Source organism: Pseudomonas sp. NFPP02, assembly GCF_900119355.1.
Classification (GTDB): Bacteria; Pseudomonadota; Gammaproteobacteria; order Pseudomonadales; family Pseudomonadaceae; genus Aquipseudomonas; species Aquipseudomonas paracarnis.
This window is the reverse complement of the sequence record NZ_FPJI01000008.1, coordinates 264486-285323: the sequence shown is the minus strand read 5'-3', so window position 1 is coordinate 285323 and position 20838 is coordinate 264486. Positions and strand designations below refer to the sequence as shown.

The 20838-nt window shown below is 61.3% G+C and carries 19 protein-coding genes; 8 read left to right on the top strand and 11 right to left on the bottom strand.

Annotation, left to right across the window (positions count from 1 at the left end; translation table 11 throughout):
- Positions 1-14: 14 nt before the first annotated feature.
- The 7 genes from flgK to BT204_RS16380 form a co-directional block, all read right to left on the bottom strand.
- A complete protein-coding gene (gene flgK / locus BT204_RS16410) occupies positions 15-2060 on the bottom strand; it encodes a flagellar hook-associated protein FlgK (protein ID WP_072447509.1) in 2046 nt (681 codons plus the stop codon).
- A gap of 10 nt (positions 2061-2070) precedes the next feature.
- On the bottom strand, positions 2071-3330 hold the full coding sequence (gene flgJ, locus BT204_RS16405; RefSeq protein WP_054898649.1) for a flagellar assembly peptidoglycan hydrolase FlgJ: 1260 nt from the start codon (positions 3328-3330) through the stop codon (positions 2071-2073).
- Between the two features lie 4 nt (positions 3331-3334).
- Entirely contained in the window at positions 3335-4444 is a 1110-nt protein-coding gene (locus BT204_RS16400; protein ID WP_175550974.1) for a flagellar basal body P-ring protein FlgI, read from the bottom strand.
- A gap of 6 nt (positions 4445-4450) precedes the next feature.
- Positions 4451-5146 carry a flagellar basal body L-ring protein FlgH gene (gene flgH, locus BT204_RS16395; protein WP_014719364.1) on the bottom strand — a complete coding sequence of 232 codons (696 nt, stop codon included), beginning with the start codon at positions 5144-5146 and terminating at the stop codon, positions 4451-4453.
- A gap of 53 nt (positions 5147-5199) precedes the next feature.
- The gene (gene flgG, locus BT204_RS16390) at positions 5200-5985 is read right to left on the bottom strand and encodes a flagellar basal-body rod protein FlgG (protein WP_003192986.1); all 786 of its coding nucleotides are present in this window, start codon (positions 5983-5985) and stop codon (positions 5200-5202) included.
- Positions 5986-6047: 62 nt separating this feature from the next.
- On the bottom strand, positions 6048-6788 hold the full coding sequence (locus BT204_RS16385; RefSeq protein ID WP_003192988.1) for a flagellar basal body rod protein FlgF: 741 nt from the start codon (positions 6786-6788) through the stop codon (positions 6048-6050).
- 236 nt (positions 6789-7024) lie between these two features.
- The gene (locus tag BT204_RS16380; RefSeq protein WP_072447505.1) at positions 7025-8587 is read right to left on the bottom strand and encodes a sigma-54-dependent transcriptional regulator; all 1563 of its coding nucleotides are present in this window, start codon (positions 8585-8587) and stop codon (positions 7025-7027) included.
- A gap of 256 nt (positions 8588-8843) precedes the next feature.
- Here BT204_RS16380 and phhA point away from each other — a divergent pair, with 256 nt between their 5' ends.
- From phhA to BT204_RS16365, 3 genes are all read left to right on the top strand, one after another.
- Positions 8844-9635, top strand: a complete 792-nt coding sequence (gene phhA, locus BT204_RS16375) for a phenylalanine 4-monooxygenase (RefSeq protein ID WP_003192992.1) — start codon at positions 8844-8846, stop codon at positions 9633-9635.
- 98 nt (positions 9636-9733) lie between these two features.
- Positions 9734-10090, top strand: coding sequence for a 4a-hydroxytetrahydrobiopterin dehydratase (locus BT204_RS16370; RefSeq protein ID WP_003192995.1), 357 nt, complete (start codon positions 9734-9736; stop codon positions 10088-10090).
- Entirely contained in the window at positions 10090-11283 is a 1194-nt protein-coding gene (locus BT204_RS16365; RefSeq protein ID WP_072447504.1) for an amino acid aminotransferase, read from the top strand. The genes BT204_RS16370 and BT204_RS16365 overlap by 1 nt, the downstream gene beginning before the upstream one ends.
- 179 nt (positions 11284-11462) lie before the next feature.
- On the opposite strand, the gene BT204_RS16360 is transcribed toward BT204_RS16365, so the two are convergent.
- On the bottom strand, positions 11463-12272 hold the full coding sequence (locus tag BT204_RS16360; RefSeq protein WP_072447502.1) for a UDP-2,3-diacylglucosamine diphosphatase: 810 nt from the start codon (positions 12270-12272) through the stop codon (positions 11463-11465).
- Between the two features lie 137 nt (positions 12273-12409).
- On the opposite strand from BT204_RS16360, the gene BT204_RS16355 reads away from it, so the two are divergent.
- The gene (locus BT204_RS16355; protein WP_072447500.1) at positions 12410-13159 is read left to right on the top strand and encodes a helix-turn-helix domain-containing protein; all 750 of its coding nucleotides are present in this window, start codon (positions 12410-12412) and stop codon (positions 13157-13159) included.
- 100 nt (positions 13160-13259) lie between these two features.
- Positions 13260-14141: a DMT family transporter gene (locus BT204_RS16350; RefSeq protein WP_054898654.1), complete on the top strand. Its 882-nt coding sequence runs from the start codon at positions 13260-13262 to the stop codon at positions 14139-14141.
- 2 nt (positions 14142-14143) lie between these two features.
- Here BT204_RS16350 and BT204_RS16345 read toward each other — a convergent pair whose 3' ends face one another.
- Positions 14144-14431 carry an Rdx family protein gene (locus BT204_RS16345; RefSeq protein ID WP_014719371.1) on the bottom strand — a complete coding sequence of 96 codons (288 nt, stop codon included), beginning with the start codon at positions 14429-14431 and terminating at the stop codon, positions 14144-14146.
- Between the two features lie 83 nt (positions 14432-14514).
- Here BT204_RS16345 and BT204_RS16340 point away from each other — a divergent pair, with 83 nt between their 5' ends.
- Positions 14515-16704, top strand: coding sequence for a patatin-like phospholipase family protein (locus tag BT204_RS16340; protein ID WP_034126768.1), 2190 nt, complete (start codon positions 14515-14517; stop codon positions 16702-16704).
- 130 nt (positions 16705-16834) lie between these two features.
- Here the strand turns inward: BT204_RS16340 and BT204_RS16335 are convergent, their stop codons facing one another.
- Positions 16835-17269: a MarR family transcriptional regulator gene (locus tag BT204_RS16335; RefSeq protein WP_003193007.1), complete on the bottom strand. Its 435-nt coding sequence runs from the start codon at positions 17267-17269 to the stop codon at positions 16835-16837.
- Between the two features lie 121 nt (positions 17270-17390).
- Positions 17391-19520 carry a DNA helicase RecQ gene (gene recQ / locus BT204_RS16330; RefSeq protein WP_014719373.1) on the bottom strand — a complete coding sequence of 710 codons (2130 nt, stop codon included), beginning with the start codon at positions 19518-19520 and terminating at the stop codon, positions 17391-17393.
- 276 nt (positions 19521-19796) lie between these two features.
- Here recQ and BT204_RS16325 point away from each other — a divergent pair, with 276 nt between their 5' ends.
- Both BT204_RS16325 and BT204_RS16320 read left to right on the top strand, forming a co-directional pair.
- Entirely contained in the window at positions 19797-20384 is a 588-nt protein-coding gene (locus BT204_RS16325; protein ID WP_072447498.1) for a UPF0149 family protein, read from the top strand.
- A 20-nt stretch (positions 20385-20404) separates the two neighbouring features.
- Complete coding sequence (locus BT204_RS16320) at positions 20405-20788, top strand: YbaN family protein (protein WP_072447496.1); 384 nt, start codon at positions 20405-20407, stop codon at positions 20786-20788.
- Positions 20789-20838 lie beyond the last annotated feature (50 nt).

The window sequence follows — 20838 nt, the reverse complement described above, 5'->3', positions numbered from 1 at the left end:
CGTCCCAGACTCCCTTAAAGACTATTGATCAGCGTGCTGAAGGTTTCTTGCGCAGCCTTGATGATCTGCGACGAGGCGGTGTAGTACTGCTGGAATTTGATCATGTCGCCCGCCTCTTCATCGAGGTTGACCTGGGACACGGAGTTGCGCGCATCCTGGTTGGCCTTGAGCAAGGCGCCCGTGGCCGTGGTGTCGGTATTGGCCGACGCGGCCTTGGCTCCGACGGTCGACACCAGGCGACTGTTGGCCGCCACCAGGCTCACTCCGCCGCCACTGCCATCGGACAGGCCGACGGTGGCTTTGGTTTGCAGGTCGAGCAACGCCTGGGCGTTACGGTTATCCGACTTGCCCGAGGCGTTGAAGGAAAACGTGGTGCTGTCGCCAGCGGCGGGCGACCCGGCGACCGTGGTATCGAACTTGAAGCTTTTGGCCGGCACCAGCAGCGTGCCGTTGGCATCCCGCATCGGCACGTCGACCGTGATCTTGTTGCCTTGGCCCGGCACGATGGTGCCGGTGCCAATCGGGTTGCCCTGGGCATCGTTGAGCGTATAACCCTGGGTGCCGTCGGCGGCCGGCTTGCCGAATACCATCTTCACTGGCATTGAGTGCTCAATGCCGGTACGCAGTTGCGCGGTATCGGCGCCACCATGAATATCGATAGGCAGGGTCAGGGTCGGCGGTGTAAAGGTGCCGGTACCCTGGTTGGTCTTGCTGCCCTCGCCCAGCAATGGCCCGGCGAACGCGATTTTATTGGCGTCCGTCAAAGTCGTGCCGATGTTGGTCGCACCGCTGGCGGTAGGACTGACTTTGAAACTATCGCCCGCCGCCATCGGCCCCTTGCCATCCAACGCCAGGGTGAACCCATCGATCACCGGCGGCGGCGCGGTATTGGTGTCGAACGCGCCCATGGCCTTGCCGTCGGAGCGCACCACCGTGTAGTTGTTGCCGCTGGTAAAGGTCACTTTGTAGTCGTAGGTCGACAGCTTGCTAGTGTCCGCAATGGTCACATTCAAATTGCCGGAACCCGTGCTGTTGCCCAGCGCGCCCTGACTGCGCAGGGCAATGGCCGCCGCGCTGTTGATGTCCTTGAACAGCGATGAGCCGAAGTCACCGTTCAAGTCCAGGCCCTGCCCCAGTTGGCTGTTGATGGTATCGGCTGTCGCCAGGGCGATACGCCCCAAGTCATTGATGGCCGGCATCAGGGCATCACTGCGATAACGCAACAGGCCGCCGATGCTGCCCCCACTGAGCACGTTGCCCAGGTCGATCGCCGTACCGCCGCCAGCATTGAGCGCAATGGTGTACTGGCTTGGGTCGCTAGCGCTCGGCACTGCCGAGAGGGTGTTGGACCGGTCGCCCAATACCAGGGATTGGCCCGTGCCGGTGCTGACGCTGAACACACCATTCTGTTCACTGGTGGTCACACCCACCAGTTCATTGAGCGAGCGCACCGCCTCGTTACGGGCATCCAGCAGGTTGGCCGGGGCGCTGTTGCTTGAGCCCTGGGCCTGGGTGATCTGCTTGTTGAGCGAAGCAATCGAGGAGGTCAACTGGTTGACCTGGTCACTCATGGTGCTCAACTGGCCATTGATCGACTCTTTCTGTTGAGTCAATTGGCTGGAGATGGCGTTGAAACGGTTACTCAGGGTCTGGGCGCTGGTCAGCAGCACTTGCCGGGCAGACACGTCGCTGGGGTTGGCCGCGGAGGTCTGCACAGCGGCAAAAAACGCGCTGAGCACCGAAGACATGCCGGTTGTCTTGTCCGACAAAGTCTTGTCGATGGCGCTGGCCTGGCTGGAATAAGCCTTGGCATCGTTATTGAGCGCCGTGCTGTTCTGGTAGGCCGCGTCCAGGAACTCGTTATAGACCCGACGCACATCCGCCAGCGTGGTGCCGCTGCCAATGTACACACCGCCGTAGGGGTTGTTGGCACTCGCATTCTGCGTGGTCTGCTGGCGCGAATAACCCGAGGTGTTGGCGTTGGCGATGTTATTACTCAAGACCGACAACGATCCTTGAGCGGCATTGAGCCCTGACATCCCGATACTGAGCAAACTCATGGTTCAGACCTTATAAATGTGTGGTTGCGCCAGCGGCAGCGTAGTTCTGGTAACTGTTCATGTTTTTTGCGATCTGCGAAATCTTGCTGGCGTAATCCGGGTCGGTTGCATAACCGGCTTTTTGCAACTCGCGTACAAACTGTTCCGGGTTGTCGGCTGATTTCACAACTTCTTTATAGCGATCATGGCTTTGCAGCAGGGTCACGAGGTCGTGGAAGCTGTCTTGGTAGGAGCTGTAGGAACGGAATTGCGCCGTTTCCTTGACCATCGCCCCATCGCGAAACTCGCTGGTGATCGCCCGGGCCTGACCGCCCTGCCAGCTCTGCCCGGCCTTGATGCCAAACAGGTTGTGGCTGCTGCTGCCGTCCTCGGCGCGCATGACTGATTTGCCCCAACCGGTTTCCAGTGCCGCCTGGGCCACCAGGTACTTGGGGTCGATACCAATCCGTGCGGCAGCGGCCTTGGCCATCGGCAACATGGTGGCGACAAATTCATCCTGGGAGCTGAAGGCTTTCTTGGCCGGCGCCAGCGGTGGCTGGGCAATGGCGCGGCCATACACCTGCATGCGCCCGCTCGGCACGGCAAAGCTACGCGTGCTGCTGTTGATGACCGTGTCGTCGGCAGCGCTGTTACGCAGGGGCGCGGATTTGGCTTCGACCGGAGCGTTCGGCACGATACCCGCCAGCAGGCGGTCGGCCAGCTTGCTGGGCAAGGCGATACGACGCTGGTTCATCAGTTCCATGTCGTTGGCATGGGTGCTGGCGCCCTCAGGCACGGCCACGCGATACGCCCACAAAGGCCGCTGTCCATTGGAGCGGCCCAACGGGCCTTCGGCCTGGGTACCGGCGGCAATCTCGGTCGGCACATCGACTTTCTTCACCGGCGCATCCGCCGCCGGGCCTTGCAAGGTGGCGGCCTGAGCCTCCACCGGCTTGTTCTTCTGCATCTGGCGCATCAGCACATCGGCCAGGCCGATACCGCCACCTTCGCGGGACATCGACACCGCCAGTTGCTGGTCGTACATTTCCTGGTATTGCTTGGCGGCCGGGGTGTTCAGCGGGTTGTCCTTGCCCAGGGCCTCGGTGGCCGAACGCATGGACTTGAGCATCTCGTTCAAAAACAGCGACTCGAATTCCTGCGCCACTTTGCGCAGGTTGCCTTCGCTGTTTTTGTCGTCACCGACCTTGAGCTGGTTAAGCCGGTTCAGGTCGGAGTAAGACCCCGAGTCCGCCGTGCTGCTGATGCCGCTCTTGCGCATATCCATGGCCATGGCCTCAGATCACGATCAGGTCGGCTTGCAACGCGCCGGCCTGCTTCAAAGCTTCGAGGATCGCCATCAAGTCGCCGGGCGCAGCGCCCACCTGGTTCACCGCACGGACAATCTCGTCCAGGGTGGTGCCGGGGCCGAACTTGAACATCGGCTTGGCTTCTTGCTGGGCATTGACCCGCGAGCGCGGGACCACGGCAGTCTGGCCACCGGACAACGGCCCAGGCTGGCTGACGATCGGGTCTTCGGTGATGGTCACCGTCAGGCTGCCGTGGGTTACCGCCGCTGGCGAGACCTTGACGTTCTGGCCGATCACGATGGTGCCGGTGCGCGAGTTGATGATGACTTTCGCCACGGCCTGGCCGGGGTCCACTTCAAGGTTTTCCAGAATCGACAGGTAGTCCACGCGCTGGCTTGGGTCCAAAGGCGCAGTGACGCGAACCGAGCCGCCGTCGATGGCCTGGGCCACGCCAGGGCCGAGCATGTCGTTGATCTTGTCGACCACGCGCTTGGCGGTGGTGAAGTCGGAGCGGTTGAGGTTCAAGGTCAGGCTGTTGCCCTGGTTGAAACCACTCGGCACGGTGCGTTCAACCGTGGCGCCACCGGGGATACGCCCGGCCGACGGCACGTTGACGGTGATCTTCGAGCCGTCGCGGCCTTCGGCGTCAAAACCGCCGACCACCAAGTTGCCCTGGGCAATGGCGTAGACGTTGCCGTCGATACCTTTGAGCGGCGTCATCAGCAAGGTGCCACCGCGCAGGCTCTTGGAGTTACCCATGGACGACACGGTGATGTCCACCACCTGCCCCGGCTTGGCAAACGCGGGCAGATCGGCGCTGATTGACACCGCTGCGACGTTCTTCAACTGCACGTTGCCCGAGCCTGGCGGTACCTTGATGCCGAACTGCGAGAGCATGTTGTTGAAGGTTTGCAGGGTGAACGGCGTCTGGGTGGTCTGGTCACCCGTGCCGTTAAGCCCCACGACCAGGCCATAACCGATCAACTGGTTGGAGCGCACGCCGGAAATACTGGCGATGTCCTTCAGGCGCTCGGCCTGGGCCACAGCACTCAAGGCCAGCAAAAGCGCCATCGCCATCAGCAGTTTGAACTTCAAAATGGCCACCTAGAAAGGGAACAGCGGGCTGAGGAAGAAGCGGTCGAACCAGCCCGGCTGGCTCGCATCGGCAAACGAACCGGTGCCCGAGTAGGTAATGCGTGCATCGGCAATGCGCGTCGACGGCACGGTGTTATCGGTGGAGATGTCATCGGCGCGGACCATGCCGGCGATGCGCACCAGCTCGTCGCCGGTGTTGAGGGTCATCCACTTTTCACCGCGCACGGCAATGATGCCGTTGGGCAATACATCGGCGACGGTCACGGTGATCGAACCGGTCAGGCTGTTGCCCTGCCCGGCCGCGCTCTTGCCGTTGGTGGCGCGGTCGCCGCTGTAGCCGGCGTCCAGGCTCAGGTCACCACTGCCCAGCGGGTTGTTGGTGTTGAGGCCGCCGCCGAACAGCGAAGTCAGGCCGATGCTGGTCTTGCTGTTTTTGCCGATCTGCGAGTTGGCGTTCTTGCTGGCCTGGGTCTTCTCGTTCAGGGTGATGGTGATGATGTCACCGACCCGGAACGCCTTGCGGTCGCTGTACAGGTTCTGCTCGAAACCGGCCTGGTAGATCGAGCCATTGTTGGCCGCCGCCGGCAGCGGTGTGCGTGGCAACACCGGCGCGTAGTACGGGTCATTGGGCTTTGGCGTAGGGGCGACACAGCCCGCAAGCACGGCGATCCCACTCAATGCCAACACACAAACATAGCGATTCATGACCCTAACCTCACGGTGTTGCAGGCACCCTCAAGGGCGCCCCATAGACTTGATTACAGATTCTGCGTAACGAACGAAAGCATCTGGTCGGCGGTGGAAATCACCTTGGAGTTCATCTCGTAGGCGCGCTGGGTGGTGATCATGTTGACCATCTCCTCAACGGTGCTGACGTTGGAGGTTTCCAGAGTGCTTTGCAGCGTGGTGCCGAAGCCGTTCAAGCCAGGGGTGCCGATTTGCGGCGCGCCACTGGAGGCGGTTTCCAGGAACAGGTTGTTGCCCATGGCCTGCAGGCCGGCCGGGTTGATGAAGTCGGCGGTTTGCAGGTTGCCGATCACCTGGGACGCTGGGTTGCCAGCGACGGTGATGGACACGGTGCCGTCGTTGCCGACGGTGAAGGTCTTGGCGTCGGGCGGCACCACGACAGCAGGCTCCAGGGCGAAACCGTTGGCGGTCACGATCTGGCCGTTGGAGTCCAGGTGGAAGGTGCCGTCACGGGTGTAAGAAGTGGTGCCATCCGGTTGCAGCACTTGAAAAAAGCCCCGGCCGTTGATCGCCATGTCCAGGGGCTGGCCGGTTTGCTGCAGGTTGCCGGCGCTGAAGTTTTTCTGGGTGCCGACGATCTGCACACCGGTACCCAGTTGCAGGCCCGACGGCAGTTCGCTGTCCTGGGTCGATTGGGCGCCCGGTTGCTTCTTGATCTGATAGAGCAAGTCCTGGAACTCGGCGCGGTCACGTTTGAAGCCCGTGGTCGACACGTTTGCCAGGTTGTTGGAAATGGTCGTCAGGTTGGTGTCCTGGGCGGACAGGCCTGTCTTGGCAACCCATAGAGCCGGAAGCATGCTGTTCTCCTTCGTGCGCCGGATGGTTGGCGCTGCGTTGCAAATTAGTTAATGGGCTTGAATCAGCTCATCTGCATGACGCGCGTCATGGCCTGGTCGTCTTCTTTAGCGCTGTTCATCATCTTGATATGCAGCTCGAACTGCTTGGCCAGCGCCAGCACTGCGGTCATTTCTTCCACGGCATTGACGTTGCTCGCCTGCAGGAAACCCGAGGTCAGCCGCACGTTCGCGTCGGCCTGGGCCGGTTGGCCATCCTTGGTGTGGATGGTGCCGTCCAGGCCCTTGGTCATGTTCTTGAGGTCAGGCTGGACCATCTTGATACGGTCCACTTCCGCCATCACCCGCGGACCTTCGCCCATGGCACGGATGCTGATGGTGCCGTCCGAACCCACTTCGATTTTCTGCTGGGGCGGCACGGCGATCGGGCCACCGTTGCCCATGATCGGCATACCGTTGCCGGCCCGCAGCACGCCCAGGGCATCCACGTTCATGCTGGCGCTGCGCACGTAGGCTTCGCCGCCATCGGGGGTCTGCACCGCCATCCAGCCGTCGCCGCTGACGGCTACGTCCAGGTCGCGACCGGTCTCGATCATCGCGCCCGGTGAAAAGTCGGTAGCCGGACGTTCGGTCATGGCAAACGCCCGCGCCGGAAAGCTGTCACCGAACACCGGCATCGAACGCGCCTGTTCCAGGTCGCGCTGGAAGCCGTTGGTGGAAATGTTCGCCAGATTGTTGGCATGGGCCTTCTGCGCCAGTGCATTCTGGCTGGCGCCGGTCATTGCCACATAAAGGTACTTGTCCACGCTCTATCCTCTTTCTGACGGACGCTTGCCGCCCACCGCTGTACTGAGGAGGCTTAAGCAATTTGCGAACCAACTTTTTAAAAGAGGCTAAAGTCCAGGCGGGGCAGGGGTTTCGTGGAGTAGCTGAAAGAAGTGAAGGGAGAAACAGTCGAAAAAACGGCGGACTACTGCCGCCTGCGGCAAACACCGGCCTGGAAAACGACGAAGATCAAATGTGGGAGCGTTGAATCAGCGAACTATTTATCGGCCTTGAGCACTTCGTAATCACGCAGTTTGTTGGCAATGGTGGTGTGCGACACCCCCAGGCGCTTGCCCAACTGGCGACTGCTCGGGTGTTCGGCGTACAGGCTTTCCAACACCGCCTTTTCAAAGCGCCCGACGATATCCTCCAGGCTACCCTCCATGGAAAAATCGCCCAGCGGCTGACGCACGCCATAATCCGGCAACCGAATATGCTCAACCTTGACCGTACCGCCCTCACACAACGACACCGCCTGGAACAGCACGTTTTCCAGCTGCCGCACGTTGCCCGGCCAGTGGTAGTGGCTGAGCTTGTCCATAGCGGCGGGGGCCAACTTGGGCAGAGGACAACCGATCTGCCGACTGGCCTGATCGAGAAAGTGCTCGACCAACGGCGCGAGGCCATCCAGGCATTCGCGCAACGGCGGAATATGCAAAGACAGCACATTCAGCCGGTGATAAAGGTCCTGACGAAACTCACCCCGGGCGCAGAGTTCCGACAAATCTACCTGGGTCGCGCAGATCACCCGCACGTCCAGGTACACCTCTTCATCACTGCCCACCCGGCGAAAACAACCGTCCTGCAGAAAGCGCAGCAGCTTGACCTGCAAGCGCGCGCTCATTTCTCCCACGCCATCCAGAAACAAGGTACCGCCCGCCGTCAGCTCAAGCAGGCCCAACTTACCTTCCGCCCGCGCCCCTTCAAATGCGCCGGGGCCATAACCAAACAGTTCGGTCTCGGCCATCGACTCGGGCAACCCCGCGCAGTTGAGCGCCATCAACGGCGACTGCCCGCGCGGGCTGGCCAAGTGGCAGGCCCGGGCCAACAGCTCCTTGCCGGTGCCGGTTTCGCCTTCTATTAATAGTGGCGCATCCAGCGGCGCCATGCGCCGCGCTTCACGCACCACTGCGGCCATGACCTTGGAGCTCTGGAAGATGCTGTCGAAACCGCGCAGCTCTTGCTTGCGCACGTTATAGATACGCTCACCGACCCGGTCGGCACGGTGCAGGGTGAGCACGGCGCCGGCCATGGCTTCACTGTCATCGTGCTCGGAGGATTGCAGGGGCGCGATGTCCGCCAGAAATACGTCACCCTTGACCTTGACCCGCAGGCCATTGATTCGCGATTTGCTGGCGCGCACCAGTTCCGGCAGGTCGAAATCCTCGGCGTAACGCGACAGGGGAATCCCCGGCACTTCATCTACCCGTACGCCAAGCAACTGCGCCGCCGCACGGTTGGCGGCCACGATGGAGCCGCCCATATCAATGGACAGCACCGGGAATTCCAGGGCGCCGAGCAATGCGTTGAGTTCCATATGCCGCCGCTCGCTGGGCATCAGCCCTACCCGCTTGACCCCGAACACTCCGGCAATCGCCTCGAACTGCGGGCGCAACGCCTGGAACTGCATGTTCACCAGGTTGGGGCAGAACAGGTAGATGGCATTGCCGTGCTCGCCGCCGACTTCGCCCTTGGCGACGTTGACGCCGTACTCCACCAGCAGGTTGAGGATGTCCCGCAGGATGCCGATGCGGTTTTGGCAGTGCACTTTGATACGCATGGAAAGACTCGAAAAGGGAGTAGGCGCCGCGGCTTTTTGTCGCTGGGCGCAGATAGTCGTCAAGATTATGTGACAGCGCGGTGGCTTTTCCCAGCCCATAGCTGCGACGAGCGGGCCTGTCGTAACGAATACTTTACGATAATCGGTAATTTTTCCTACACAAGTCCGTTAAGGCTGATGGAATCCGGCGCCTATCCGGTTATCAATAGGAGCATCCCAGGACATAACAAGAACGAATGCCTAGCAGGAGAGCCGTATGAAGCAGACGCACTACGTGGCCCGCGAGCCCGATGCGCAAGGTTTTATCCACTACCCGCCAGAAGAACATGCGGTGTGGAACACCCTGATCACTCGCCAATTGAAAGTGATCGAGGGCCGCGCCTGCCAGGAATACCTGGACGGTATCGACAAGCTCGGCCTGCCTCTGGACCGCATTCCCCAGTTGGGCGAAATCAACAAGGTGCTGGCCGACACCACCGGCTGGCAAGTCGCCCGCGTGCCGGCGCTGATCCCCTTCCAAACCTTTTTTGAATTACTGGCCAGCAAGCAGTTTCCGGTGGCGACTTTTATTCGCACCCGTGAAGAATTGGACTACCTGCAAGAGCCGGATATTTTTCACGAGATCTTTGGCCACTGCCCGCTGCTGACCAACCCCTGGTTCGCTGAATTCACCCACACCTACGGCAAGCTCGGCCTGGCGGCCACCAAGGAGCAACGGGTGTACCTGGCGCGCCTGTACTGGATGACCATCGAGTTCGGCCTGGTGGACACGCCCCAGGGCCGGCGTATCTACGGTGGCGGCATTCTGTCGTCGCCTAAAGAAAGTGTGTATTGCCTGTCGGACGAGCCCGAGCACCAGGCCTTTGATCCGCTGGAAGCGATGCGCACCCCCTATCGCATCGACATCCTGCAACCTTTGTACTTCGTATTGCCCGAGCTCAAGCGCCTGTTCGACGTGGCGCAGGAGGACATCATGGGCATGGTGGAGCGCGGTATGCAGTTGGGTCTGCACGCACCGAAATTCCCACCCAAGCCCAAAGCCGCGTGAACCTTGCGTTTTAAGGCCAGGTGAGTCTGTTCCCTGGCCCCGCGTTGCTTTAGGGTAACGCCACTGACCTTCAATCATTCGAATTCAGGACACCTTCCATGACCACCTTGAACCAAGCCCACTGCGAAGCCTGCCGCGCCGATGCCCCGCAAGTCAGCGATGAAGAACTGCCGGTGCTGATCAAGCAGATCCCTGACTGGAACATCGAAGTGCGCGACGGCGTGATGCAGCTGGAAAAGGTTTTCCTGTTCAAGAACTTCAAATTTGCCCTGGCTTTCACCAACGCCATGGGTGAAATCTCCGAAGCCGAAGGCCATCACCCAGGCCTGCTCACCGAGTGGGGCAAAGTCACCGTGACCTGGTGGAGCCACTCCATCAAGGGCCTGCACCGCAACGACTTCATCATGGCCGCGCGCACCGACGAAGTGGCCAAGACCGCCGAGGGCCGCAAGTAATGCATTTCGATGCCATCGACCGCGTGCCCGGCGACCCGATCCTAGGGCTGATGGACCTGTATGCCCAGGATGCCAACCCGAACAAGTTCGACCTGGGCGTAGGTGTCTATAAGGACGACCAAGGCCTCACGCCGATTCCTCACTCGGTGAAACTGGCGGAACAGCGCCTGGTCGACACGCAAGTGACCAAGACCTATATCGGTGGCCATGGCGATGCAGCCTTCGGCAGCCTGATCAGCCAACTGGTGCTAGGCGCCGACTCGGCCTTGCTGCGTGACCGCCGCGCTGGCGCCACACAAACCCCAGGCGGCACCGGCGCCCTGCGCTTGAGTGCCGACTTTATCGCCCACAGCCTGCCGGGCCGTGGCGTGTGGCTGAGCAACCCGACCTGGCCGATCCACGAAACCATTTTTGCCAAGGCCGGGCTCAAGGTCAGCCATTACCCTTACGTGGGCAGCGACAACCGCCTGGATGTGACGGCGATGCTGGCAACCCTGTCCAGCGTGCCCAAGGGCGACGTGGTATTGCTGCACGCGTGCTGCCATAACCCGACCGGCTTTGACCTGTCCCAGGATGACTGGCGCCAGGTGTTGCAGATCGTGCGTGAACGCCAGTTGCTGCCGCTGATCGACTTCGCCTACCAGGGCTTTGGCGATGGCCTGGAGCAGGACGCCTGGGCGGTGCGCCTGTTTGCCGCCGAGCTACCGGAAGTGCTGATCACCAGTTCGTGCTCGAAAAACTTCGGCCTGTATCGCGACCGCGTGGGTGCATTGATCGTGTGTGCGGCGGATGCTGAAAAGCTCACCGATGTGCGTAGCCAACTGGCGAATATCGCTCGCAACCTGTGGTCGACACCGCCGGATCACGGTGCCGCCGTGGTGGCGACCATCCTCGGTGATGCACAGTTGAAAAAGCAGTGGAGCGAGGAAGTCGAGGCCATGCGTTCGCGGATCGCCCATTTGCGCGCAGGATTGGTGGAAGCGCTTGCACCCCATGGCCTGGCCGAGAAATTCGCACATATCGGCGCGCAGCGTGGGATGTTTTCCTATACCGGCTTGAGTGCCGAGCAGGTCAAGCAACTGCGCGAGAAGCACAGTGTGTATATGGTCAGTTCGGGGCGGGCTAACGTGGCTGGGGTTGATGCGACGAGGCTGACGTTGCTGGCTCAAGCCATCGCCGACGTCTCCAACTGAAGCAACAGGATTAACTGTGGGAGCTGGCTTGCCTGCGATGGCGGTGGTTCAGTTGCAGATTAATTGCCTGACCCGCCGCCATCGCGGGCAAGCCCGCTCCCACATTTGAATCGTGGGGTGTCAGGTAGATCAGCGTCGGCTGTCAGGCCGTCACGGGAGCAAGCTCCCTCGCCACAGGTTCAGCCAGCGACCATTTCGGCCTTTAGCAGTGCCTCTTTAGCCTGCGCATCCGCCAACCGATACAACTCGATATGCCCATCCCAGTGCTCGATCAAGGCCGTGCACGACTCCACCCAGTCCCCGCAGTTGAGGTAATCCACCTCGCCCACCTTGCGAATCTCGGCATGGTGAATATGCCCGCACACCACCCCGTGCAATTCCCGCTTGGTCACCTCGTGGGCAATCGCCTCTTCGAAATCGCTGATAAAACTCACCGCCGTCTTGACCTTGTGTTTCAGGTACGCCGACAGCGACCAATAACCGTAGCCATACCGCGCACGCCAGTGGTTCAGCCAGCGGTTCAGCGTCAGGGTGAATTCGTAGGCCGAGTCGCCGAGGAAAGCGAGCCAGCGGTGATAGCGCGTGATCACATCAAACTGGTCGCCATGAATCACCAGCAAATGGCGGCCATCGGCGGTGACGTGCACAGCCTCATCGACCAATTGGATATTGCCCAGGATCAGCTTGGAATAGCGACGCAGGAACTCGTCATGGTTGCCGGTGACATAGATCACCTCGGTGCCACGCTTGGCCATGGTCAGCAAGCGGCGGATCACGTTGGTGTGGGCTTGAGGCCAATACATGCCGCCGCGCAGTTTCCAACCGTCGATGATGTCACCGACCAGGTAGACCTTGTCGGCGTGGTAGCCCTTGAGAAAGTGCGAAAGGTGTTCGGCCTGGCAATCCCGAGTGCCCAGGTGCACGTCGGAAATCCACAGGGTTCGCACCCGGTGCTTGCGGCTGGGCTTGGTGAACTCGGCACGGGTCATGGGCATCCCTCGACGCTGTTTTGGCGAGCTTGCGCCTTGGCGATTAATAGCCCATGACAAGCGTGCGTCAGTCTGATGACAGCGCCTGCGGCCCGCCAAGCGTTGTAGACTGACGGCTTGCCGCCCTGGAGACCGCGATGAGCCCGACCCTCACGCTACGCCACTACCTCGAAGCGCCCATTGCCCACAGCCATGACCATGCGCAGTTGGTGTTCGGCCTTTCCGGGCACCTGGACCTGGAGGTCGATGGCCGTGGCAGCCAGGTACGCGAAAGCAGCGTGATGGTGCTGCCCTTCTCCGCCCACCACGCCTGCATCAGCCACGATGGCAGCCGCTGCCTGGTGCTGGATGTGCCGACCGAGCACTGGGTGGTGCAATCCTTGGGCGAACATGCCGATGCCAGCCGCCGCTTGCTCGACCAACCCGCGCGCCTGGCGCTGGATGCCCGGCAACACCAGTTAGTGCAGTGGCTGGCACAAAGCCCGGTGCACGACCCGCTGATCGTCCAGCAAGGCGCTGTGTTGTTACTGGCCAGCCTCAACCACCCTCAAGCTCAACCGCTGCCTGGCCGGCGTCTGCCTTATGCCGCGTTAAATAGCCATATCGAGCGCCATGCGGCGCGTCCGCTCCAGGTGGCCGACCTGGCGCGGATTGCCGATTTGTCCGTGCCGCGCCTGCATGCGCGGTTCATGGCGGAGTGCGGGCAAACGCCGATGGACTATCTACGCAGTCGCCGCTTGCACTTGGCGCTCAGGCTTTTACGCGAAACCTCCCTACCCATCGGCGAGATTGCCGAGCGCGTCGGCTACGCCTCGCAAAGTGCATTTTGCGCCGCCATGCTTCGGGCGTTTGGCGCCTCGCCCGGTGCATTGCGTCGAGCGGGCTAGCAAGAGTCTTGCGCTAAAAATCACCCCACCCGCGACAGACGCCCACCCGCCAACCCTCTAGACTGCGAGGCTGTCACCCCCTGTTGGATCAAGGATCGCAATGACTCCCCGCTCAGCCCTCGGCGCCCTGCATATCGGCGCATTGATGTTTGGCCTCACCGGCGTGTTCGGCAAGCTGGCGGCGGCCTCCCCCGCCATCATCGTATTTGGCCGGGCGGCGTTTGCCGTGCTGGCGCTGGCGGTATTTGCGCGCTTTGCCAGCAACGCTCCCTGGAAAAAACTGGAGATGCGTGACTGGCGCCGGCTGCTGGTCAGCGGCGTGTTGTTGGCTGCCCATTGGGTGACGTTCTTTATCGCCGTCAAAGTCGCCGGCGTGGCCGTGGCGACCTTGGGGTTCACCGCCTTTCCGGCCTTTACGGTGATCCTTGAGGGGCTGATTTTCCGCGAGCGTATTCGGGCCAATGAAGTGCTGCTGGTGGTGCTGGTCACCGTTGGCCTGGTGCTTGTGACCCCGGATTTCAATCTCGCCAGCGAAGCCACGGGCGGCCTGCTGTGGGGCATCGCCTCGGGCCTGTTGTTCTCGTTGTTGTCGCTGAACAATCGCGCCAGTTCCGGGCGCATTCCAGCGGTACAGGCCGCGCTGTGCCAGAACGTCGTGGTCGCCGCGTGCCTGCTGCCCGTGGCCGCGCCGGGGTTGGCGGATGTGCGAGGGATAGATTGGCTGTGGATCGGGCTGCTGGGGGTGTTTTGTACCGGCCTCGCCCACAGCCTGTTTGTCGCCAGCCTTGCCGTAATCAAGGCGCGCACCGCTTCGGTGGTGTTTGCGATGGAACCGGTCTACGGCATCACCGTGGCCTGGCTGTTGTTTGCCGAAACCCCGACCCTGCGCATGCTGCTGGGCGGCGCCTTGATCATCGTCGCCATCGTGCTCTCCGGCCTGATGGGCAGCGCCAGCCAGGCCAAGCAACCGGCGCCGGCCTGACTTCAGACGGTACGGTCGTTATGCCCGAGGTCGCGCTGGGGGTCGATCTGGTCGCGCACTCGCTGCTTGAGCACCTTGGCCTCGGGAAAACCGCCATCGGCCTTGCGCTCCCAAATCTGCACGCCATCGCAGGTAATGCGAAAGGCCCCGCCGGTGGCCGGTTCCAGTGCCACGCGCCCCAAGTCATCGGCAAAGGTGCTGAGTAGCTCCTGGGCCAGCCACGCGGCGCGCAGCAACCACTGGCACTGGGTGCAATAGGTGATAACGATCTCGGGTTTGCATGCAGACATCATTAAGCGGCTCCTGGCGTAACAGGCTCAGCGAATCGGGTGGCTATAATAGCGGCCTTTGTCGCCCAGCCACGAGATTGATGATGCGCCGCCTGCTGTCTTGCCTGTTCCTGTGCCTTGTCCCCCTACTTGCCGACGCGGTAGAAGCCCCCCGCCCGAAAATCGGTCTGGTGCTGTCCGGCGGGGCTGCCCGTGGCCTGGCGCATATCGGTGTGCTCAAGGCGCTTGAAGAGCAAGGTATTCATATCGATGCGATTGCCGGCACCAGCATGGGCGCGGTGATTGGCGGGTTGTACGCGTCAGGCTACAAGATCGACGAGCTGGAGAAGTTGGCGCTGGGTATCGACTGGCAGCAGGCCCTGTCCGACGCGCCACCACGTGAAGACGTACCGTTTCGGCGCAAACAGGATGACCGGGATTTCCTGGTCAAACAAAAACTCAGTTTCCGCGACGATGGCAGCCTCGGCCTGCCGCTGGGCGTGATCCAGGGCCAGAACCTGGCACTGCTGTTGGAAAGCATGTTCGCCCACAGCAGCAACACACGTAATTTCGACAAGCTGCCGATCCCATTCCGCGCCGTGGCCACCGACATCACCACCGGCGAAAAAGTGGTGTTCAGCAAAGGCCACCTGCCCCAGGTGATACGCGCCAGCATGTCGATCCCCGCGGTGTTCGCCCCGGTGGAGCTGGATGGCCGCCTGCTGGTAGATGGCGGCATGACCGACAACATTCCGTTGGATGTGGCGCGGGAGATGGGCGTCGATATCGCCATCGTGGTCGACATCGGCACCCCGCTACGCTCGCGCAAGCAATTGGCAACCGTGGTGGATGTGCTCAACCAGTCCATCACCCTGATGACCCGGCGCAACTCCGAAGAGCAGCTCAAGGCCCTGAACCCCAAGGATGTGTTGATCCAACCACCGCTGGCCGCTTATGGCGTCACCGACTTTGGCCGCGCCAAGGACATGATCGACGCTGGCTACCGCGCCACCCGTGCCCTCGACGTACGCCTGGCACACCTGCGCCCTGCCGAACCCATCGACGCCGACCTGGTAGCCGCGCGCACGCCGGGCGAACGCACCCCGGTGATCACCGCGATCCAGGTGGAGAACGACTCCAAGGTCAGCGATGACGTCATCCGCTACTACATTCGCCAGGGCCTGGGAGAACCTTTGAATCTGGGCCGCCTGCAATCGGACATGGGCACCCTGTACGGCCTGGATTACTTCGAGCAGGTGCAATACCGCGTAGTGAAAAAGGGCCAGGACAACACCCTGGTGATCAGCGCACGCGGCAAGCGCAGCGGCACCGACTACCTGCGACTGGGCTTGAACCTCTCGGATGACATGCGCGGTGATAGCGCCTTCAACCTCGGCGCCAGTTACCGTGTGAACGGCATCAACCGCCTCGGCGCGGAATGGCTCACACGGGTGCAGATTGGTGATCGGCAGGAGCTCTACAGCGAGTTCTACCAGCCCATGGACACCGGCTCACGCTACTTTGTGGCCCCCTATATCAGGGCCGAGGCACAGAATGTCGAGCTGATCCTGGACAACGACCCCATCTCCGAATACCGCCTGGAACGCTATGGCTTTGGTTTGAATGTTGGCCGGCAGATCGGCAACAGCGGCGAGATCCGCTTTGGCGTGGGCGAAGCCTGGGGTAAGGCGGACGTGCGCATTGGCGACCGCGACCTGCCGAGCGTGAGCTTCAGCGAAGGCTTCTATGAACTCAAATATTCCTTCGACTCCCTGGACAACGTGTACTTCCCCCACAGCGGCGAAGACATCGGCCTGGCCTTTCGCGAGTTCGAACCCGGTTTGGGCTCCGACCAGCGCTACCGCCAGTGGGAATTCAAGCTGGACAAGGCCATGAGCCACGGGCCGGACACCTTGATACTGGGCGGTCGTTACGGTCGCACACTGGATAATTCGGATGTGGTGATTTCCAGCTTCCTGCTGGGGGGCGCACGGCAATTGTCGGGCTTCCGCCAGGATGCGATTTCGGGGCAGAACATCAGCCTCATGCGCGCGGTGTACTTCCGCAGGCTCACCCCCCGCTCTTACCTGCCGCTGGACTTCCCGTTGTACCTGGGTGCATCCCTGGAACGGGGCCGGGCGTGGAACAACGATAACGAGTTCGACAGCGGCTATATCAACGCCGCGAGTATTTTCCTGGGGTTTGATACACCACTGGGGCCGCTGAATTTCAGCTATGGGTTCAATGATGATAATCAGAAGGCGGTGTACTTGAACCTGGGCCAGACGTTCTAGGAAAGGATTGCCAAGGACTTTTGTAGGAGCGAGCTTGCTCGCGAAAAACCCACAGACGCCGCGTTTATTCAGGAAGCCCGCGTTATCGTTGGCGTTTTTCGCGAGCAAGCTCGCTCCTACATTTTGCAGATCAGGACTTTTCCAGGTTCGCCAGGATGTGCTCATGCACCCGCATGCACACCCGCAGGTCTTCTTCATTCACGCCCACGAACAATTCATGGCGCAACGCCGTGGCAATGGTTTCGATCTGGTCGATCAACGGTTGGGCGGTGTCGCACAGCAGGATACGTTTGGCACGACGGTCTTCCACTACGGCCTGGCGTTGCACCAGGCCCTGGCCCTCGAGGCTGTCGAGCAGGCGAGCCAGGGTGGGCCCTTCCACGCCGACACTTTGGGCCAATTCACGCTGGGTGGGTGCTTCGACAAAACGGGCCAGGTGCAGCAGCACCAACCAGCGCGCCTGGGACAAGCCCAGCCCCGCCAAGCGGCGGTCCAGTTCGGCGCGCCAACCTCGCGACATTTGCGCCAACTGCATGCCAAAACGGTGTTGATCGGTTAACGGCATAAAAAACTCGTGTTTAAGACTGAAAATAAAGTATGGCTAATTATTAGTCAGCTAAGCATGAGCCCTGCCCATAGGCAAGGCCCGCTATGTACTGATTCGTTACATTGTCGTAATTGGCACACTAAATTTCGAATTCAGACTGCAAAGCGGCACGCACGCAGTACAAAACGCCTTCCGGAACACGCCCGGTAAACAACGGCGCAATTTCGGTGACAGCTGGCAATTCGCCTTCTCCATCGAGAAAGGCGTCCTGGATTTCACCGAGCAAATCCTCAGGCAAATCAAGGGCCTGCTCCAGGGACAATTGCTGCTTGCCGATGGCTTCGGCAAGCAAGGTGTACACGTTTTTTTCCGAGCATTGCAGTTGGCCTGCGATCTGGATCGGGGTCATGCCGGCACGGGCCAGGCTGATCAGTTCGTGGCGAATATCGGCGATTTCCTTCGGCGCTTCGGCCTGGCCGCCGAGCACTTCCAGGAAGGCCTGGCCGTAGCGCTCCAGTTTACGCGCGCCCACACCGCTGACCCGGGCCATCTCGGCCATGGTGGTGGGCTGCTCGCGGAGCATCTCCAGCAGGGTGGAGTCGGGGAAGATAACGTAGGGTGGCACGCTGTGCTCCTGCGCCAGTTTGCGCCGCAGGGTGCGCAAGGCTTCCCATTGTTCGCGCTCTTCACCCCGCACCAGTTGGCTGGCCTGGCTGGTGCTGCTGCTTTTGGCGGTGGTCTGCGGCTTGAGGTCACGGCGCAGTTCCAGGCTCACTTCGCCCTTGAGCAACGGCCGGCAACTGTCATTCAGCCGCAGCCCGCCGTAGCCTTCGATATCGATGTCGACAAGCCCACGGGCAACCATCTGGCGAAACAGCGAACGCCACTCACCTTCGGCGCGAGCTTTACCGACACCGTACACCGAGAGTTTTTCGTGGCCGAAGCTGCGGATTTTTTCGTTGTCCTTGCCCAGCAGAACATCCACCAGATGGCCCACGCCATAACGCTGGCCGGTGCGATAGATCGTCGACAACGCCTGGCGCGCCGGTTCGGTGGCGTCCCAGGTTTGCACGCCGTCGATGCAGTTATCGCAGTGGCCGCAGGGCTCAGGCATGTCTTCGTCAAAATACGCCAGCAGGGTCTGGCGGCGGCAGCGGGTCTCTTCGCACAACGAAAGCATGGCATCGAGCTTGTGCTGCTCCAGGCGCTTGTGGCGCTCGTCGCCCTCGGAGTTCTGCAGCATCTGCTTGAGCATCACCACGTCTTGCAGGCCGTAGACCATCCAGGCATCCGCCGGCAGGCCATCGCGGCCGGCACGCCCGGTTTCCTGGTAATAGGCCTCAAGGGACTTGGGCAGATCCATGTGCGCCACGAAACGCACGTTGGATTTGTCGATGCCCATGCCAAAGGCAATGGTCGCCACCATGATCAGGCCTTCCTCGTTCAGGAAGCGTTTCTGGTGCGCTGATCGCGTTTCATTGGGCAGGCCGGCATGGTAAGGCAGCGCCGGGTAGCCTTGTTCACAGAGGAACGCCGCGACCTCGTCGACTTTCTTGCGCGAAAGGCAATACACGATGCCCGCGTCACTGCGCCGCTCGGACAGGAACGCCAGCAACTGCTTGCGCGGCTGCTCCTTGGGCACGATGCGGTAGAAAATATTGGGCCGGTCAAAACTCGACAGGAAGCGCTCGGCGTTCTGCAAATGCAGGCGCTCGACGATCTCTTCGCGGGTGCGCTTGTCGGCGGTGGCGGTCAGGGCGATACGCGGCACATCGGGAAACAGTTCTGCCAATTGGCCAAGCTGCAGGTATTCGCGGCGGAAATCGTGGCCCCATTGCGACACACAGTGGGCTTCGTCGATGGCGAACAGAGCGATCTCAAGGCTCTGCAAAAAGGCCAGCATGCGTGGCTGCACCAGGCGCTCCGGCGCCAGGTAAAGCATTTTAACCTCGCCACGCTTGATGCGTGCAGCCAGGTCGCGCTGCTGCTCGGCGCTGAGGGTGGAGTTCAACGACGCGGCGGCGACACCGAGTTCTTCAAGGGTGGCGACCTGGTCGTCCATCAACGCAATCAGCGGCGACACCACCACGGCCAGGCCATTGCGCAACAGCGCCGGCACCTGGAAGCACAGCGACTTGCCGCCACCGGTAGGCATCAGCACCAGGGCATCGCCGCCACTGGCCACGCGCTCAATGATCGCACCCTGGCGGCCACGAAAACTGTCGTAGCCGAAGATGTCCTTGAGGACGCGTTGAGCCTGCTCGAGCATGTAAAACTCCAAAATGGTGCCGAAATCCCTCAATACAGGCTGGCCGAAAATATCCGCGCTCACGAAAAATAATCCGTAAGCGAAGTTTTCCCGGATTGGCGCTGGGCCTGCAGGGGCATCACAAAACGCGGCAGTATACCCGAGCGTTATCCACCAAAGGGCGCGACTGACGAATAGACGCACCAGGCTAAAACCGGGCAAATATGCCGTGCGGCTGGCCTGGGCGCTCAAGAAAGCCTAGAATTCAGCATCGTTTATTCCCAAGGTAGCCCTTCAATGTCCTTCGCTGAGCAACTAACCCGCCTGCAAGCCTTCCTCGACGCCGATGAGCTGCATGACGAGGCGCTGGACTACGTGGCCGCCCACGGCTACCTGACCGCCCTGTCGATCTGCTCCGACCCCGTCCCGGACCGTGAATGGATCGACGCGCTGTTCGCTGAAGAGCCTCATTACAGCGACGCCGCCCATCGCGAAGAAATCGAATCCACCCTGATCGCCCTCAAGGCCCACATCGCGCGCCAACTGGCCTCCGACGAAGAGTTCGAGCTGCCGTGCGAGCTGGATCTGGGCCACGATCCGGATGACTCCGACCTGCGCGGCTGGTGCATCGGTTTCATGGAAGGCGTATTCCTGCGCGAAGCCGCCTGGTTCGAAACCGCCGAAGAAGAAGTCAGCGAAATGCTGCTGCCGATCATGGTCGGTTCGGGCCTGTTCGAAGAGGAAGCAGAGTTCTCCGACATCGCCGCCGACGCCAACCTGATGGACGACATGATCGTGCAGATCCCGGAAGCCCTGACCGCGCTGTACCTGCTGTGCAACGCGCCTGACGAAAAACCGGCGATCCTCAAGCCACGTAACCATTGAGTCGCTTGCCCGTGGAACCCATGGGCAACCGTCCACTGCTCCTGCGCTATGCGCTGCTGGTCATCGGCTGGCTAAGCGTAGCGCTGGGAGTCATCGGTATTTTCCTGCCGGTACTGCCGACCACACCCTTCCTGCTACTCGCCGCCGCCTGCTTCGCTCGCAGCTCCCCGCGCTTCTACCACTGGCTGGTGGAACACCCGCGCCTGGGGCCCTGGGTGCGCGATTACCTGGACGGCAATGGCATCCCGCTCAAAGGCAAGGTCTACGCCATCGGCTTGATGTGGCTGAGCATCTCGATTTCCTGCTACCTGGTACCACTGCCATGGGCACGGGGCTTTATGCTGACCAGTGCGGTGCTGGTGACGATCTACATCCTGCGCCAGAAAACCCTGCCGCCACGCTGAGCGCCGCCTGCGACATTCGATCCCACACGACCTTGGTCGACACTGACTAA

Bases quoted from the DNA above. Each gene is read 5' to 3' on its own strand.
- flgK (WP_072447509.1), bottom strand. From the start codon at position 2,060: ATGAGTTTGCTCAGTATCGGGATGTCAGGGCTCAATGCCGCTCAAGGA.
- flgJ (WP_054898649.1), bottom strand. From the start codon at position 3,330: ATGGCCATGGATATGCGCAAGAGCGGCATCAGCAGCACGGCGGACTCG.
- flgH (WP_014719364.1), bottom strand. From the start codon at position 5,146: ATGAATCGCTATGTTTGTGTGTTGGCATTGAGTGGGATCGCCGTGCTT.
- flgG (WP_003192986.1), bottom strand. From the start codon at position 5,985: ATGCTTCCGGCTCTATGGGTTGCCAAGACAGGCCTGTCCGCCCAGGAC.
- BT204_RS16380 (WP_072447505.1), bottom strand. From the start codon at position 8,587: ATGCGTATCAAAGTGCACTGCCAAAACCGCATCGGCATCCTGCGGGAC.
- phhA (WP_003192992.1), top strand. From the start codon at position 8,844: ATGAAGCAGACGCACTACGTGGCCCGCGAGCCCGATGCGCAAGGTTTT.
- BT204_RS16370 (WP_003192995.1), top strand. From the start codon at position 9,734: ATGACCACCTTGAACCAAGCCCACTGCGAAGCCTGCCGCGCCGATGCC.
- BT204_RS16365 (WP_072447504.1), top strand. From the start codon at position 10,090: ATGCATTTCGATGCCATCGACCGCGTGCCCGGCGACCCGATCCTAGGG.
- BT204_RS16360 (WP_072447502.1), bottom strand. From the start codon at position 12,272: ATGACCCGTGCCGAGTTCACCAAGCCCAGCCGCAAGCACCGGGTGCGA.
- BT204_RS16355 (WP_072447500.1), top strand. From the start codon at position 12,410: ATGAGCCCGACCCTCACGCTACGCCACTACCTCGAAGCGCCCATTGCC.
- BT204_RS16350 (WP_054898654.1), top strand. From the start codon at position 13,260: ATGACTCCCCGCTCAGCCCTCGGCGCCCTGCATATCGGCGCATTGATG.
- BT204_RS16345 (WP_014719371.1), bottom strand. From the start codon at position 14,431: ATGTCTGCATGCAAACCCGAGATCGTTATCACCTATTGCACCCAGTGC.
- BT204_RS16340 (WP_034126768.1), top strand. From the start codon at position 14,515: ATGCGCCGCCTGCTGTCTTGCCTGTTCCTGTGCCTTGTCCCCCTACTT.
- BT204_RS16335 (WP_003193007.1), bottom strand. From the start codon at position 17,269: ATGCCGTTAACCGATCAACACCGTTTTGGCATGCAGTTGGCGCAAATG.
- recQ (WP_014719373.1), bottom strand. From the start codon at position 19,520: ATGCTCGAGCAGGCTCAACGCGTCCTCAAGGACATCTTCGGCTACGAC.
- BT204_RS16325 (WP_072447498.1), top strand. From the start codon at position 19,797: ATGTCCTTCGCTGAGCAACTAACCCGCCTGCAAGCCTTCCTCGACGCC.
- BT204_RS16320 (WP_072447496.1), top strand. From the start codon at position 20,405: ATGGGCAACCGTCCACTGCTCCTGCGCTATGCGCTGCTGGTCATCGGC.